Origin of the sequence: Aeromonas sp. 9A, from assembly GCF_963900955.1 — a bacterium.
GTDB classification, from domain to species: Bacteria; Pseudomonadota; Gammaproteobacteria; order Enterobacterales; family Aeromonadaceae; genus Aeromonas; species Aeromonas salmonicida.
The window spans coordinates 597578-611698 of sequence record NZ_CAWRFG010000001.1; the positions used below are offsets into that span (position 1 = coordinate 597578).

Below are 14121 nucleotides of genomic sequence, written 5' to 3' on the forward strand. Positions count from 1 at the left end.
TCACGGAGGACGTCACATCGAGATGGAACTGTTACAGCAATCCCTGTTTATCCCCTGTGGCGCACATCAACTGCATGTGCGCCACATACAGCCGCGGGTGGCGGTACATGGCGAGCCGATCCTGATGGTGCATGGCGCCATCGAGAATGGCCGCATCTTCTACACCGAATCGGGCAAGGGGCTGGCCTGCTTTCTGGCACGCCACGGTTATCAGGTCTATGTGGCCGATCTGCGGGGGCGGGGCTTGAGCACACCGGCTATCGCCGAGCAGTCGGAGCATGGTCAGCATGAGTTGATCACCGAGGATCTGCCCGCTTTGCACCGCTGGATTGCGGCGCGTCACAGCGGTTTCAAGCTGCACTGGATGGCCCACTCCTGGGGTGGCGTCATCATGGCGTCTACCCTGGTGCGTTTTCCTGAGCTGATCGAGCAGATCGCCAGCCTGGTGTTTTTTGGCACCAAGCGCGGGGTATCGGTACAAAACCCTGAGCGCTGGTTGAAGGTGGATCTTATCTGGAATCGACTGGCGCCCTGGCTGGCCCGTCGCACCGGTTTTCTGGCGGCCCGCCGTCTGAAGATGGGGGCGGATGACGAACCGCTGCGCTACTTGCAGGAAACGATTCCCTGGGTCAAATGCGGTCCCTGGCAGGACCCGTACGACGGCTTTGCCTATGACGAAGCCGCGGCGCGGGTCAACTGGCCGCCGCTCTGGATGATCTCGGCCAAGGCTGACAAGGTGCTGGGTCACCCGACCGATGTGCGCCGCTTCACTGCCGAGATGGGGACAGCTGCGCGCCACACGAGGCTTGGCAAGGATAACGGCAACCGGCTCGATTACGATCACATCAATATGCTGACTGCGCCGCAGGCGCAGGAGGATCACTTCCCGCAGATCCTCGCATGGCTGCTCAACCCGCAGGCGGCATGACAATAAAAAAGGGCGCATGTTGCGCCCTGTTTCGTTCAGGCGGGCTCAGTGTTGCGGCGAAGTGATGCCGAGCCGGAACAGGGTGGCCTGACTGGTATCTGTCAGCTCGCCTACCCCCACCACGCTCCACAGCTCCTCTTCCAGCTTTTTGGCCTTGTGAATGGCGAACTTGGCGATGTAGTCCAGCTCGTTGGCGATAAAGTTGGTGTCGGGTCGGCCGGTGCGGGAGATGCCGACCAGCACAGAGTAGAACTCCCCCTGGCGTAAGGCCTGTTCGATGAAGCTGCGTTTTTCCGCCAGGTTCTGAAAGCTGCTGGCCAGTCGGCTGGTAAACACGGGCAGGCCGGCTGGCGTATGCAGGCTGGCGATGTAGACCTCTTCCTCCTGGGGCTTGTCCTCCCGCTCGATGGCGCGCAGCGGGTTCATGACCAGCTGTTTGAGCAGGTCCCCCTGGAACAGGGGATAGAGGTTGTCTTGATCGCTGCGCTCGGCATAGGCCCGCAGCAGACGTGACAGGCTGCGTGTATGAGGGGCATGGCCGATGGAGGCCGGTCTCGGGGCTCCTTTCAGCTTGTTGATGTACACAGGAGTACTGAAGACATGGTGGGTGTAGATGTTGCGCAGCGCCCTGGCCATGCCGCGATAACGGCGCTGTTCCTGCGCCGCCTTGAGTTTGTTCTGGTTGCTTTCAATCAGCAGGCTGAAGAACTGGCGGCCGGTATGGCGCTCCGGGTCCCCCTCGATGCAGAGATGCAGCACAGTCCGTGTCTGGTTGATGCTGACCAGCCGGTAGGAGAGGTGTTGCAAGTCCATGCTCTTGGAGAGCTCCTGCAAACGGGGCAAGGCGATGGTGACGATGTCGTCTTTCGCGCCATCGATCGCCTCTTCCAGCTCTATCTGCATGCCGTGGGCCGAGATGTCGCGGGTCCAACCCAGCCAGGCTTTGCCATTATGCTTGATGGCAACGGCAGTCTTGTGGATGTAGCGTGCCTCTTTGCGCAGTTGAACATAGTGCAGCGTCTCGATTTCAAAGGGGGCCGCCCCGGTATCGTGGCCGAAGCGCTGCAACTCGTTGGCGTTGTGCTGCAAAGTGGCGTCGTATTGAAACTCTTCCCGCTGGTTTTCAAGGCCAATCTCCTGCAGCAAGCCGACATGGCTTATCTGTTTGAGCCGCTCTTGCAGCAGCATGTCCTGCAACTGCAGGTTCTCCTGGTTCTGCTGGCTGGCGAGATCGGCCTCGTGCAGCGCGCAGCGTTCGAGGCTGAATTTATAGACGCGCCAGCTGGGCCGACGAGCACCAACCTGGAAAAACAGTGAGGTCAGGCCGCTCTGCTGCAACTCTTCCCGGGTGGCGGAGAAAAAATAGAGGTGGCTGCGAACCGAGTGGGTGAAGCAGTAGATCAGGGTCTCACGCAAGGTGCCCGCTGCGGGCAGCAGGGATTGCATGCGGGCTGCCGAAAAGAGGCTGGCGAGCATGTCGCGGTTCTTGGCATCGCGCCAGTATTCGAGGATGTGCTGGTTATTCTCGGTGCGAAGGGCAATCTCGAGGCTGGGGCTGTCTCCCGAGCCGAAGAACAGCGGCATGCCGGTCATGCGAGGCAGGTAGAACTGCTCGTAGCCCTTGATGATGGCGGCCGACAGCAGGTAGTCGACACTGACCCGATAGCGGCTCTTGTTATTCTCGATAAATTCCGTGAGGAAGGCATCAAAACCTGGGTGCTCACCTGTCTTGACCAGCCTCAGCCAATATTTCCCCTCCTTGCTCTCTTCCCCCAGGATTTGGTAGCTGACCGGTTGGTGCAGCACTGGGTTGGGATGGTCCCGTTCCAGGCCGGTAAAGAAGACTTCGACCTGGGCCCCGGTCTGGTAATTGGGCAGATAGGAGACCGAGACGCGAATGCCGCCGATGGAGAGATCCGAGCTCTTGGCAAACAGCTTTTCTCCATCGGCAAACTTGATCACCACGGGAGAGCTGAAGTGCATTCGCTCCTGACGTCGACCATAGTAGCTGGCGAAGGGAATGGCATTGACGTCGAACTGCCGAAATGGGCTGGTGGGCGGTTGCAACTGATTGTCGCTCTTGTGCTGGTGGTGTTTCTGCCAATATTGCAGCGTCTCGTACACGCCAAGAGTGTACAGATCGCGATAGAGATAGCATTGTGACTGGAACAGGCCTATGGCTTCGGCAGGCATGAAGTGGGTGACCCCTTCAAACTCATGCACCAGGCAGGCGTCTCCCAGCTCGTCACGCATGTCGATGACCCGCCGGCAGAGAGTACATCTGCGCTTGATCTCCATCTTGATCAGAAAGCGGCTGTTGCTGTTTTCACCTTGAGTCAGGCGGTTGAAAATGTCATCGAAATCTTTTTCTCTGAGCAGAGGAATGAGCTGTTCGATCAGGTGTTGTTGTTCTGAATCCATGTGTTCCTGCCACGGAAAGTCATTTTTCCGATTCTGGGTTTGATCTGTCGGTCGCAAACAAGTATATCAAGCAGGAATTCATCCTGTCCCCGAGTTATCCATGGCCAAAAATAAAACTGCCTATGTTTGTACCGAATGTGGTGCCGACTTCACACGCTGGCAAGGCCAGTGTGGTGAGTGCAAGGAGTGGAACACCATTACCGAGGTTCGTCTGGGGTCGGTGACGCCAGGCAAGAACGCCCGCTATACCGGCTATGCTGGCGCCATCGGCAGTCAGGTACAGACGCTGGCGGAGATCGCCACCACAGAGATCCCCCGTTTCTCCTCCGGTTTCAAGGAGCTGGATCGGGTGCTCGGCGGCGGTGTCGTGCCGGGTTCTGCCATCCTGATCGGCGGTAATCCGGGGGCGGGCAAGTCCACTCTGTTGCTGCAGACCATGTGTGGCCTGGCCGAGCGGATGAAGACCCTTTATGTCACGGGTGAAGAGTCGTTGCAGCAGGTGGCGATGCGCGCCGGCCGGCTGGGATTGCCCACCGACAAGCTGCGGATGCTGTCGGAGACCAGCGTCGAGCAGATCTGCATCATAGCTCAGCAGGAGCAGCCGCAGATCATGGTCATCGACTCCATCCAGGTGATGCATGTGGCGGATGTGCAGTCATCTCCCGGCTCCGTCTCCCAGGTGCGGGAGGCCGCGGCCCTGTTGACCCGTTATGCCAAGCAGAATCACGTCGCCATCTTCATGGTGGGCCACGTCACCAAGGACGGCACCCTGGCGGGCCCCAAGGTGCTGGAGCACTGTGTCGACTGCTCAGTGCTGCTGGATGGGGCCAATGACTCGCGTTTTCGCACCCTGCGCTCCCACAAGAACCGCTTCGGTGCCGTCAACGAACTCGGTGTGTTCGCCATGACGGGGCAGGGCATGCGCGAGGTGAGCAATCCCTCAGCCATCTTCCTCAGCCGGGGTGAAGAGCAGGCGCCTGGCTCCATCGTCATGGTGATCTGGGAGGGCACCCGGCCACTTCTGGTCGAGCTGCAGGCGCTGGTGGATTACTCCCAGCTCTCCAATCCGCGTCGGGTAGCTGTGGGGATGGATCACAACCGGCTCGCCATGCTGCTGGCCGTGCTGCACCGCCACGGCGGGCTGCAGATGGCGGATCAGGATGTCTTCATCAACGTGGTGGGGGGCGTCAAGGTTGAAGAGACCAGTGCGGATCTGGCTCTGTTGTTGGCCATGGTCTCCAGTTTTCGTGACCAGGCCCTGCCCAAGGATCTGGTGGTCTTTGGCGAAGTGGGTCTGTCCGGCGAGATCCGACCCGTGCCGTCCGGTCAGGAGCGGTTGCAGGAAGCGGCCAAACACGGTTTTCGCCGTGCCATAGTGCCCTATGCCAACGCACCCAAGTACCCTATCGAGGGGATGGAAGTGGTACCGGTGAAGAAGCTGGCAGATGCGCTTGAGGCGTTGTAACCCCCCATCCAGCGCAGTTTGCACAGCGTGAAGATTCAGCAATAAAAAGGAGCGCAAACTGGCGCTCCTTTTTATTGATTCTGGACTGGGGCTCAGGGATGAGGATGTTCCAGGTGCTCGTCCAGCAGTTGCTCCAGTTCACGGTGGAGCAAGTCCTCGTCGCCGACATTGAGCTCTATCATCCGCTTGAGGTGGGTCGCACTGTCGATATCGATATGGTGGCAGTAGAACCCCAGTTTCTTGCTGGCTTCATGGGTCAGCTCCACCTGCATCTTGATCTCGATGTCGCTGCCGCTCAGGACAAAGCCGAGTTCATACTCTTTGTTATCACGGCTCTCCCAGTCATCGGGCCGGATCAGAAGCGCCCCTTGCAGAGAGACATCGACCAGTTGGGTCCGCCATGTTTTATCTCCCTGGACGAGGTCGGCCATGGTCAAGTAGAGGATCCGTGAGAAACGGCGACGCTCGGACATTATCATCTCCTGTCAGCAATAGGGATTAGCGCTATAAGGTCATGACATAGAGTGTAATGCACCTTGCGCATCAGGATCTTGAACTGGCTCCGAAATTGGATATCAAACCCGTTGGGCGCTGAGTGACTCTACCACTTGCAGTGCCTTGACCAGCCGATCTTCCTGTTTGAAGCGATCCTCCAGTACAGGTCCCAACTGATTCAAATCCTCATCAAGCAGCAACATTTGAGCTTCGTCTGCGTTGCTGTACTTGTCGTTGAATTCCAGTGCGAATTCAGTGCATTCCCGAATGTGGGGATAGATGCGCTTGGCCAGTTCCAGCTTGTCACCGCTGGCCTGTTCAAAGGCGGCGACCACATGGTTGTAGATCTCGAAGTGACCGGCGCTGACGTAGTCGACCAGCTGATCGCAAAAGCGTTGCAGCTCGGATGGACTGGGCAGTGAGCGTTGTTTGTTGCGGGCGGGGGTCAGCCCGGCGAGCCGCATGTATTCGACCAGCAGTGCCTGCCTGGCATCCAGCCAGTCATCGATAGCACGGTGTTTTCCTGCCAATGCGCGCTTTGTTTTTTCCAGTTCAGTTAACATAATCCCTCCGTGGGGCATAGGCATGGAGTGCTATCGCTACAGGCCTCCGGCCTTTCTTATTGACTGACGACACTCCCTATAACTAGGGAAAATCCGGTTGACCGTCAATAGGTGTATGGGGATATTGTTACGTCAGGTGGTGTTTTGGCTACAAGACGTCATCATTTGTTCTCCCCTTCCTGTCGCTCACGATAACGAAGTGGCGAGATATGTGACTATTTCCGCAGATCTTGATGAAAACCCCAGCATTCAAGCCAATCTGGCTGATAAAGCCTTTGCCTGAGTGTTTTTTTTTGAATAGAGTGGCCCGGTGCTAAATGCCCGATCATAAAGGAAATGTTATGAACAAAGCTCAACTTGTCGATGCAATTGCAGCCAAAGCAGATCTGAGCAAAGCTCAGGCCAAAGTGGCTCTGGAAGAGATCATCAATGGTATTACCCAGAGCCTGAAAGAAGGCGATGCCGTGCAGTTGGTGGGTTTTGGTACCTTCAAGGTGAACCATCGCGCTGGCCGTACTGGTCGTAACCCGCAGACTGGTAAAGAAATCCAGATTGCAGCCGCGAATGTGCCGTCCTTTGTGGCAGGCAAGGCGCTGAAAGACGCCGTCAAGTAATCGTGTAAAACCCGGCGCCAGCCGGGTTTTTTATTGCCATCGTCAGCGGAATTTGTTTCAGATACACTCAAGATATGGCGTGCGCCGTAGTGAGGTGGATGATGGAACAGAAAAATGCCATTCGGCAGGTTGCCGTACCTTGGGCTCCGTCCCGCCAACTCCCCCCAGGCTTAGTTGTGGCCGAGCTTCATCAGGATATCTGGAGTGACTCCCTGACCGTCATGCTGGGTCGGGCGCGCAGTATCGATCTGCCGCCACAGATCCTGTGTCGAGTCTATTTTCGTCATATCTTCGCCGTTCGGGTCATTGAGGACTGTGATCTGTCGGAAGGCAAGGAGAGCCATGCCATCGAGGAGCAGATCCAGCTCATCACCCCGTCCCGTTTCGCCAGCTGGTTCCATCAGGAGTCGGAGGGTCTGCATCTGGATGAGGATCTGCAGCACTATCGCATCTCGACCTGGGACTACTGTGCTGATGTGTTAACGTCATTTGCGCCCGAACTGCAGTTTGTGGACAAGGGGGAGTAACTCAGGAGCGATGGCCCCATAGAGAAAAGCGGGTAACACCTGGTGTTACCCGCTTTTTCATTCGTTGGCAGGGAGGTGACAAGGATCAGCTCAGCAAATGATCCTTGTGCAGGCCCAGCACGATCAGCAGACCGAGAAAGTAGAAGGCGCTGAGCTTGATGCCGAGGATGGCCAACAGTCCGGCACAGAGCCGGACAACTGCCTTGTGCAGCCATGAACCCGTGAAGCGGTACATGATCACTCTACCGATTCGGCGCTGGCAAATTCCGGTACCTTGGCCATGGCATCCAGCACGACTTGAATGCCGGCACCCGGCTTGCAGGCGTTCTCGCTAAGGTGACGACGCCAGGCACGGGCTCCCTGCATATTCTGGAACAGGCCCAGCATGTGGCGGGTCATGTGGGAGAGATAGTTGCCTTTGGCCAGCTCCTGCTCCATGTAGGGAAGCATCATTCGCACCACTTCATGGCGGCTCGGGATCTCGCTCGTCAGACCGAACAGCTGGCTGTCTACCTGCGCCAGTATGTAGGGGTTCTGGTAGGCTTCGCGTCCCATCATGACCCCATCCACCTGCTGCAGATGTTCCAGCGTTTGCTCGAGGCTGGTGACACCGCCGTTGAGGGCTATGGTCAGTTCGGGATAATCCTGTTTGACCCGATAGACGCGGGGATAGTCGAGTGGCGGTATCTCGCGGTTTTCACGTGGGCTCAGACCACTGAGCCATGCCTTGCGGGCATGGACGATAAAGGTATCGCAACCGGCATCGCGCACCTGCTCGATAAAGGCCTGCAAAAATTCGTAGGAGTCCTGATCGTCGATACCGATCCGGGTCTTGACCGTCACCGGGATATCGACCACATCGCGCATCGCCTTGACGCAGTCGGCCACCAGCGCCGGTTCACCCATCAGGCAGGCACCGAAGCGGCCATTTTGAACCCGATCTGACGGGCAGCCGACGTTGAGGTTGATCTCGTCATAGCCGCGCTCCCGGGCCAGCTTGGCGCAGTGGGCCAGATCCGCCGGATTGCTGCCACCCAGTTGCAGAGAGACGGGGTGCTCCTGCTCGCTGTAACCCAGATAATCTCCTTTGCCATGGATAATGGCACCCGTGGTCACCATTTCGGTATAAAGCAAGGTCTGGCGGGTCATCAGACGGTGGAAATAACGGCAATGCCGATCGGTCCAGTCCAGCATGGGGGCGATGGAAAAACGCTGCGCCTGCATAAAAATCATCCGGGTTGGCTAAACAAAGGGGCGGGATTTTATCACAACGTGAGGCAGCCCCAGAAAATGAATTTTGTCGCCGCGCCATGCGAGGCCCTGTGGTAGTATCCGGCTAATAGAAAGGGTATTTGCGTGATCATGAATCAAGACCAACTTTTACAACGAGCCGAACGACTCTGCGAACAACGCGGGATCCGCTTCACCCCTACCCGGCGCCAGGTATTCACTCTGCTGGCCGCCCACGGCAACGCCATTAGCGCCTATGATCTGCTGGCTCAACTGCAGCAAACCGAGGCTCATGCCAAGCCGCCGACTGTCTATCGAGCGCTCGACTTTTTGCTCGAGCAGGGTTTTGCCCACAAGGTGGAGTCGCTCAACGCTTTCATATTCTGCTGTCATTTTGACCATGCCCACCCGATGCAGTTGCTGATCTGTGACGAGTGCGGGGATGTGGTAGAGCTTCATGACACTGCCATCGATAGCGCGTTTTCCGAGCAGGCCCACCAGCATGGTTTTACTATTACCAATAAGACAATAGAGGCACATGGACAATGTGCTCGCTGTACGCCCACCGTAGGAAGTCAACATGAAGGCTGATTTTGTAAACCCATTCCTGCTTTCCCTGCTCAATGTGCTTTCTACCATGGCACAGCTGGAGCTCAGACCAGGGAAACCCAAGCGCAAGATGGACGAACTGGCGCGCGGCGATGTCTCTGGTCTTATCGGCATGGTCGGCCCGCAGACCCGTGGTTCCCTCTCCATCAGTTTCGAGAAAGGACTGGCACTGGAGATCATGCGCCGCATGCTGGGTGAAGCTCCGGCGACCATCAACGAAGAAGTGACCGACATGGTGGGCGAGATCACCAACATGGTGACCGGCGGCGCCAAGCGCATGCTGGGAGAGAAGGGGTACGAGTTTGATATGGCGACCCCCATCATAGTTTCAGGCCCCAACCACACCATTACCCACAGGGCCGACGGTACCAAGATCATGATGCCGTTCGAGTCAGACTACGGTCGTGCCACCATCGAAATCTGTTTCGAGTAATCCCATGTGGAAAGTGCTGAAATGGCTTGTCATCGGCGGGGTCTTGCTACTCATATTGTCTGATGTCCAGATCAGCACTTCGCTCTACAAGTACGACGACAACAAGGTGGTTGTGAGTTTTCCGCGCTGGCAGGCAGACAGGCCCTGGGGCACGTTTCAGTGGCATGCCGGTCGGATCGAGACGCGCTGGTATGGCCTGGAAGGCAAACCCAAACCGATAGTCCCGCTGCTTTGATGTTGTGGTGACGGATCAGAGAAAAGAGAGAGGCCAGCATATGCTGGCCTCTTTTTATATCGGAACAAATTGTTGTCAGGCGGCTTCGGCAGCCAGCTTCTCGCTGGAGCGCACCGCCATGCCCAAGCCACAGGCCAGCAGGGTCGGCAGCAACCAGGCCAGGCCCTTGTCAAACAGTGGCAGGAAGGCAAAAGCATCCATCTTCATGCCTGCAGCACCCAGACCATCCAGGCAACCGAACAGGAATGCCACCAGGAGTACGCCACGGAACACTAGGCGAGGGCGCCCGAAGTATCCCTTCAGGAAGGTGACCAGCACCAGAGCCACTGCGACCGGATAGATGGCGACCAGCACAGGGATGGAGAGGCTGATAAGCTGGCTCAGACCCACGTTGGCGACGATGGCGCAGATGGTACCCAGCAGGACAACCAGCTTCTTGTAGCTCATGCCAGTGAGATTGTGGAAGAAGTCGGAGCAGGCGGAGATGAGGCCCACTGCGGTGGTGAAGCAAGCCAGGGTGATGATGCCGGCCAGAATGAACTGACCCGGTTGACCGAACAGGCTCAGCACATAGGCGTTGACGATGGCGCCGCCATTGCTGACGTCGGTGGCAACCCCGGCTGCGGTATTACCCAGCTGGAACAGGGAAACATAGACCACGGACAGACCGATGGCAGAGATAACACCCGCAATGGCCAGATACTTGAACTGGCTCTTGTAGTCGTTGATCCCCTTCTGGCGCAACAGATCGATGATGAGGGCGCCAAACATTAGGGAAGCCAGGGTATCCATGGTGTTGTAGCCTTCCAGGATCCCCTTCACGAACGGGCCCTCGAGATAGTCACCGGTGGCGCTTGGCATTGTGCCTTGCGGCGCGACGAAGACGCCGACGGCCAGGGTCAGCAGCAGTACCATCAGCAGTGGCATCAGGTACTTGCCGATGTTATCCATCAGCTTGCCCTGATTGAGGGAGACCAGTATGGCAATGCCGAAGAAGATCACTGTATAGGCGGCAAGACCGGCTTGACCCATATCACCGATGAAGGGCTTGAGGCCCATTTCATAGGCCACCAGACCGGTACGGGGAGCAGCAAAGGCCGGGCCAATGATGATGTAGATGGCCACGGCCAGTGCGGTTGCCAGACCGGCAGGCAGCAATTTGGTCATGCCAGCCCAGCCATTGCCCGCTTTGGCGACGGCAATGATGGTGATGAGGGGCAGGCCCACGGCTGTGACCAGGAAGCCCAGCATGGCAAGGGAGAGGTGCTCACCTGCCATGTAGCCTGCCAATGGCGGGAAAATGATGTTACCGGCGCCCAGATAGAACGCAAAGGTCATGAAGCCCAATCCGAGTACATCGGATAATGTGAGTGATTTCGTCAAGTTCAACCTCGTCTGTCTTGTAAACTATTGCTTGTTATAGTTTTTTATTGGTCAGTGACCGGCGTTGTTCAGGGGTAAAAAAAAGAGCCCCGCGTGTTTTTTCATCACAACCAGTGGTTTGAGCTGGTCTGGAGCGGGCGCTCGTTTGAGAGTCAGCATAATGGCGTGAAAAAATAGTTCAAGACGAAATTTACATCTTCAAATAGAAGGGGTGGGTCAGTTGGATGTATCTGTCGGAATAGGCTCCCCCAGCAGAATGGATCACAATCTCACCCTGCTCGCACCTGTTTAATCCTCTGCCAAGTAGCAATAAAACACGATTTGCCTCTTTCCCAGCTCTGGTGATAACAGCTGTATAACAAACTCCATGCAGATCATAATCTGCCGAGATGCATAAAATTTCATCGGCCATGGCGGTCGGTAACACCAGCGCGATTTGTCCGACAGGGGTCAGCAAGCGATCGCATGCGGCCAGCAGATCCCGGCTGTCGAGGGAGCCTGTGTGTCGAGCCAGTGCCCTGGCCGGGTCGCGCAGAGACTGGCCTGCCCCAAAGTAGGGGGGGTTGGAGACGATGAGGTCATAGGGGGTCGCCTGATAATCCTGAATGGCACCCTCCATGATGTTGATCCGGGTTGCCCAGGGGGAGGCAGCCACATTTTCTCTGGCCTGAGTCGCTGCATTCATATCCAGCTCCACCGCATCTATGATGCAGTCGGATCTGCTGCGCTGGGCCAGCATGAGTGCAACCAGGCCGCTACCGGTACCTATGTCCAGCACCCGGCGGGTGTCGGCCACCGGTGCCCAGGCGCCCAGCAGTATGCCGTCCGTGCCGACTTTCATGGCGCAGCGGTCGTGCTCGACGTGAAACTGTTTGAAGGTAAAGCCGCTGTTTCGTCCCATCTGACCCTTGCCATATGCCAGTTACACACAAAATGGTCGGCGATTATAGCGACTAAGCCACAGTCACCATAGGAGCCGACGGCATAATCGCCTATAATCTGCCGTTTCCTTAATGACCGAGTATTGCCATGAGCCAGTCCTTTGATGATTTCGACCTGCATCCAGCCCTCAACCGGGCCTTGGCCGAGATGGGATTCACCCGCCCGACCACCATCCAGCAGATGGTGTTGGAGCCAGCCCTGGACGGCCGCGATATTCTGGCATCCGCTCCAACCGGTACCGGCAAGACGGCTGCCTTCGTGTTGCCAGCCCTGCAACATCTGCTGGATTTCCCGCGCCGCAAGCCGGGCCCGTGCCGCATGCTGATCCTGACCCCGACCCGCGAACTGGCGTTGCAGGTCACTGCCCACGCCAAGGCGCTGGCGGTGCACACCAACCTCAGCATCGAGACCATCATTGGCGGCGTCAGCCACGAAGAGCAGCTGCCTGCCCTGACCAAGACCACCGACATAGTGGTCGCGACTCCGGGCCGTCTGCTCGAGTACATAGATAAAGAAGAGTTCGAGAGCCACGACATCGAAGTGCTGGTGCTGGATGAAGCTGACCGCATGCTGGACATGGGGTTTGTCAAGGATGTGAATCGGATAGTGGCGGAGGCGCGCTATCGCAAGCACACCATGCTGTTCTCTGCGACCCTGGAAGGGGCAGGTCTGGAGAAGTTTGCCAACGAGATCCTCAACGAGCCGGTTGAACTCCATGCCGAGCCGCCCCGCAGCGAACGTCGCCCAATTACCCAGTGGGTACATCTGGCCGATGACGCCGCCCACAAGCTGGCCTTGTTGATCCACATCCTCAAGGATCCGGAAACCCAGAAAGCCATCGTCTTCGTCAGAACCCGCGAGCGCCTGGCCGAACTCTCTGGCCAATTGCAGGCTGCGGGTATTCCATGTGCCTGGATCCGTGGCGAGATGGAACAGAGCAAGCGTGTCGAGTCGATCCGCAAGTTCCATGCAGGGGAAGTCCCCTTCCTCGTTGCCACCGACGTTGCCGCCCGTGGCATTGACCTGCCCAACGTCAGCCATGTCATCAACTACGACATGCCCTATGGTACAGACGTCTATGTGCACCGCATCGGCCGTACCGGTCGTGCCGGCAACCGTGGTTGCGCCATCAGCCTGGTGGAAGCCCACGACATGGGCATGGTCGCCAAGATTGAGCGTTACACCGAAGAGCGTCTCAAGCGTCGGGTGATCGACGAGCTGCGTCCCAAGCACAAAGAAGCACGAGTGCCGGTGAAGAAGAAAAAGCCGAAGGATGGCAAGAAGAAGAGTGCCAAGAAGAAAAAGAAGTAAGCCATACCTGCAGCAACGGCCATCCTCGGATGGCCGTTTTGCCAAGTGGATCCTGGATGGGGTAGTAGCGCGGGAATCACGCGCAGAAAAAAGCCGACGCATAGACGTCGGCTGATAAAAAGTGCTTACAACAGAGGATTCACGTATTCAGACCCGGGGATCCTGAATTTGGTTCCCTCTTTCTGTAATTAATTTTCGGCACGTTTAAACATCAGGGTATGAGCGTCAGACTCTTCTGGCACGAAGTAGTAACCATCGACGTTGAAACCAGTCAGTTGCTCAACCTCGGTCAGCCTGTGTTTGATGATGTGGCGGGCCATCATGCCGCGCGCCTTCTTGGCGTAGAAGCTGATGATCTTGAACTGGCCATTCTTCTCGTCCTTGAACACAGGGGTGACGATCCTGCCCTTCAGTGCTTTCGGTCGTACCGACTTGAAATACTCGTCAGAGGCCAGGTTGATCAGCACCTCGTCCCCCTGCGCCGCCAGCGCTGCATTGATGTGCTGGGTAATCACATCCCCCCAGAACTGGTAGAGGTCCTTGCCGCGGCTGTTATCGAGCCGGGTCCCCATCTCCAGCCGATAGGGCATCATGAGATCGAGCGGGCGCAGTACGCCGTAGAGGCCGGAGAGCATGCGAAGGTGCGCCTGGGCAAAGTCGAAATCCCCGTCGCTGAAATCTTCCACAGCAAGCCCTGTGTAGACATCTCCTTTGAACGCAAGCAGCGCCTGGCGGGCCTTGTCCGGATGGAAATCAGGTTGCCACTGGGCAAAACGGGCGGCGTTGAGGCCGGCCAGCTTGTCGCTGATCTTCATCAGGCTGGCGATTTGATCCGGGCTCAGCTGGCGGGCCCGGGTGATCAGCTCAGCCGAGTGATCCAGTAATTGGGGTTGGGTAAAACGGGGTGTCACCAGAGGTGACTCGTAATCCAGCGTCTTGGCCGGGGAAACCACAATCAGCATAAC

The 14121-nt window shown here is 57.3% G+C and carries 16 protein-coding genes; 8 read left to right on the forward strand and 8 right to left on the reverse strand.

Annotated features, from left to right (window positions below):
* Nucleotides 1–22 precede the first annotated feature (22 nt).
* Nucleotides 23–928: an alpha/beta hydrolase family protein gene (locus tag AACX78_RS02935; protein ID WP_159165333.1), complete on the forward strand. Its 906-nt coding sequence runs from the start codon at nt 23–25 to the stop codon at nt 926–928.
* Nucleotides 929–973: 45 nt separating this feature from the next.
* Here AACX78_RS02935 and AACX78_RS02940 read toward each other — a convergent pair whose 3' ends face one another.
* On the reverse strand, nt 974–3349 hold the full coding sequence (locus AACX78_RS02940) for a PilZ domain-containing protein (protein ID WP_159165334.1): 2376 nt from the start codon (nt 3347–3349) through the stop codon (nt 974–976).
* Between the two features lie 100 nt (nt 3350–3449).
* Here AACX78_RS02940 and radA point away from each other — a divergent pair, with 100 nt between their 5' ends.
* On the forward strand, nt 3450–4814 hold the full coding sequence (radA, locus tag AACX78_RS02945; RefSeq protein ID WP_159165335.1) for a DNA repair protein RadA: 1365 nt from the start codon (nt 3450–3452) through the stop codon (nt 4812–4814).
* A gap of 92 nt (nt 4815–4906) precedes the next feature.
* Here the strand turns inward: radA and AACX78_RS02950 are convergent, their stop codons facing one another.
* Together AACX78_RS02950 and AACX78_RS02955 are read right to left on the reverse strand one after the other, a co-directional pair.
* Entirely contained in the window at nt 4907–5287 is a 381-nt protein-coding gene (locus tag AACX78_RS02950; protein ID WP_005320440.1) for a PilZ domain-containing protein, read from the reverse strand.
* A gap of 102 nt (nt 5288–5389) precedes the next feature.
* A complete protein-coding gene (locus AACX78_RS02955; RefSeq protein WP_005320446.1) occupies nt 5390–5872 on the reverse strand; it encodes an Rsd/AlgQ family anti-sigma factor in 483 nt (160 codons plus the stop codon).
* Nucleotides 5873–6213: 341 nt separating this feature from the next.
* Between AACX78_RS02955 and hupA the strand changes: the two genes are divergently transcribed.
* Nucleotides 6214–6486, forward strand: coding sequence for a nucleoid-associated protein HU-alpha (gene hupA, locus AACX78_RS02960; RefSeq protein ID WP_005305063.1), 273 nt, complete (start codon nt 6214–6216; stop codon nt 6484–6486).
* Nucleotides 6487–6587: 101 nt separating this feature from the next.
* Complete coding sequence (locus tag AACX78_RS02965) at nt 6588–7013, forward strand: hypothetical protein (protein ID WP_159165336.1); 426 nt, start codon at nt 6588–6590, stop codon at nt 7011–7013.
* 85 nt (nt 7014–7098) lie between these two features.
* Here AACX78_RS02965 and AACX78_RS02970 read toward each other — a convergent pair whose 3' ends face one another.
* Together AACX78_RS02970 and dusA are read right to left on the reverse strand one after the other, a co-directional pair.
* A complete protein-coding gene (locus AACX78_RS02970) occupies nt 7099–7248 on the reverse strand; it encodes a hypothetical protein (RefSeq protein ID WP_021140465.1) in 150 nt (49 codons plus the stop codon).
* 2 nt (nt 7249–7250) lie between these two features.
* Nucleotides 7251–8237 carry a tRNA dihydrouridine(20/20a) synthase DusA gene (dusA, locus tag AACX78_RS02975; RefSeq protein WP_059112468.1) on the reverse strand — a complete coding sequence of 329 codons (987 nt, stop codon included), beginning with the start codon at nt 8235–8237 and terminating at the stop codon, nt 7251–7253.
* A gap of 138 nt (nt 8238–8375) precedes the next feature.
* Here dusA and zur point away from each other — a divergent pair, with 138 nt between their 5' ends.
* From zur to AACX78_RS02990, 3 genes are read left to right on the forward strand one after another with little or no spacing between them, the layout of a single operon-like run.
* Nucleotides 8376–8834: a zinc uptake transcriptional repressor Zur gene (zur, locus tag AACX78_RS02980; RefSeq protein ID WP_005320451.1), complete on the forward strand. Its 459-nt coding sequence runs from the start codon at nt 8376–8378 to the stop codon at nt 8832–8834.
* Nucleotides 8824–9285, forward strand: a complete 462-nt coding sequence (locus AACX78_RS02985; RefSeq protein ID WP_005320452.1) for a chemotaxis protein CheX — start codon at nt 8824–8826, stop codon at nt 9283–9285. The genes zur and AACX78_RS02985 overlap by 11 nt, the downstream gene beginning before the upstream one ends.
* 4 nt (nt 9286–9289) lie before the next feature.
* Nucleotides 9290–9520 (forward strand): hypothetical protein, encoded by a 231-nt coding sequence (locus AACX78_RS02990; protein ID WP_021140462.1) that lies wholly within the window; start codon nt 9290–9292, stop codon nt 9518–9520.
* 75 nt (nt 9521–9595) lie between these two features.
* On the opposite strand, the gene brnQ is transcribed toward AACX78_RS02990, so the two are convergent.
* On the reverse strand, nt 9596–10909 hold the full coding sequence (gene brnQ, locus AACX78_RS02995; protein ID WP_265342323.1) for a branched-chain amino acid transport system II carrier protein: 1314 nt from the start codon (nt 10907–10909) through the stop codon (nt 9596–9598).
* Nucleotides 10910–11093: 184 nt separating this feature from the next.
* Nucleotides 11094–11804, reverse strand: coding sequence for a tRNA1(Val) (adenine(37)-N6)-methyltransferase (locus AACX78_RS03000; protein ID WP_159165338.1), 711 nt, complete (start codon nt 11802–11804; stop codon nt 11094–11096).
* 128 nt (nt 11805–11932) lie between these two features.
* On the opposite strand from AACX78_RS03000, the gene srmB reads away from it, so the two are divergent.
* Nucleotides 11933–13156 carry an ATP-dependent RNA helicase SrmB gene (srmB, locus tag AACX78_RS03005; protein WP_005320462.1) on the forward strand — a complete coding sequence of 408 codons (1224 nt, stop codon included), beginning with the start codon at nt 11933–11935 and terminating at the stop codon, nt 13154–13156.
* A 188-nt stretch (nt 13157–13344) separates the two neighbouring features.
* On the opposite strand, the gene yaaA is transcribed toward srmB, so the two are convergent.
* Nucleotides 13345–14118 (reverse strand): peroxide stress protein YaaA, encoded by a 774-nt coding sequence (yaaA, locus tag AACX78_RS03010; RefSeq protein WP_159165339.1) that lies wholly within the window; start codon nt 14116–14118, stop codon nt 13345–13347.
* Nucleotides 14119–14121: the final 3 nt, after the last annotated feature.

Bases quoted from the DNA above. Each gene is read 5' to 3' on its own strand.
- AACX78_RS02935 (WP_159165333.1), top strand. From the start codon at position 23: ATGGAACTGTTACAGCAATCCCTGTTTATCCCCTGTGGCGCACATCAA.
- AACX78_RS02940 (WP_159165334.1), bottom strand. From the start codon at position 3,349: ATGGATTCAGAACAACAACACCTGATCGAACAGCTCATTCCTCTGCTC.
- AACX78_RS02965 (WP_159165336.1), top strand. From the start codon at position 6,588: ATGGAACAGAAAAATGCCATTCGGCAGGTTGCCGTACCTTGGGCTCCG.
- hupA (WP_005305063.1), top strand. From the start codon at position 6,214: ATGAACAAAGCTCAACTTGTCGATGCAATTGCAGCCAAAGCAGATCTG.
- AACX78_RS02950 (WP_005320440.1), bottom strand. From the start codon at position 5,287: ATGTCCGAGCGTCGCCGTTTCTCACGGATCCTCTACTTGACCATGGCC.
- dusA (WP_059112468.1), bottom strand. From the start codon at position 8,237: ATGCAGGCGCAGCGTTTTTCCATCGCCCCCATGCTGGACTGGACCGAT.
- zur (WP_005320451.1), top strand. From the start codon at position 8,376: ATGAATCAAGACCAACTTTTACAACGAGCCGAACGACTCTGCGAACAA.
- srmB (WP_005320462.1), top strand. From the start codon at position 11,933: ATGAGCCAGTCCTTTGATGATTTCGACCTGCATCCAGCCCTCAACCGG.
- AACX78_RS02985 (WP_005320452.1), top strand. From the start codon at position 8,824: ATGAAGGCTGATTTTGTAAACCCATTCCTGCTTTCCCTGCTCAATGTG.
- radA (WP_159165335.1), top strand. From the start codon at position 3,450: ATGGCCAAAAATAAAACTGCCTATGTTTGTACCGAATGTGGTGCCGAC.
- AACX78_RS02990 (WP_021140462.1), top strand. From the start codon at position 9,290: ATGTGGAAAGTGCTGAAATGGCTTGTCATCGGCGGGGTCTTGCTACTC.
- AACX78_RS02970 (WP_021140465.1), bottom strand. From the start codon at position 7,248: ATGTACCGCTTCACGGGTTCATGGCTGCACAAGGCAGTTGTCCGGCTC.
- yaaA (WP_159165339.1), bottom strand. From the start codon at position 14,118: ATGCTGATTGTGGTTTCCCCGGCCAAGACGCTGGATTACGAGTCACCT.
- AACX78_RS03000 (WP_159165338.1), bottom strand. From the start codon at position 11,804: ATGGGACGAAACAGCGGCTTTACCTTCAAACAGTTTCACGTCGAGCAC.
- AACX78_RS02955 (WP_005320446.1), bottom strand. From the start codon at position 5,872: ATGTTAACTGAACTGGAAAAAACAAAGCGCGCATTGGCAGGAAAACAC.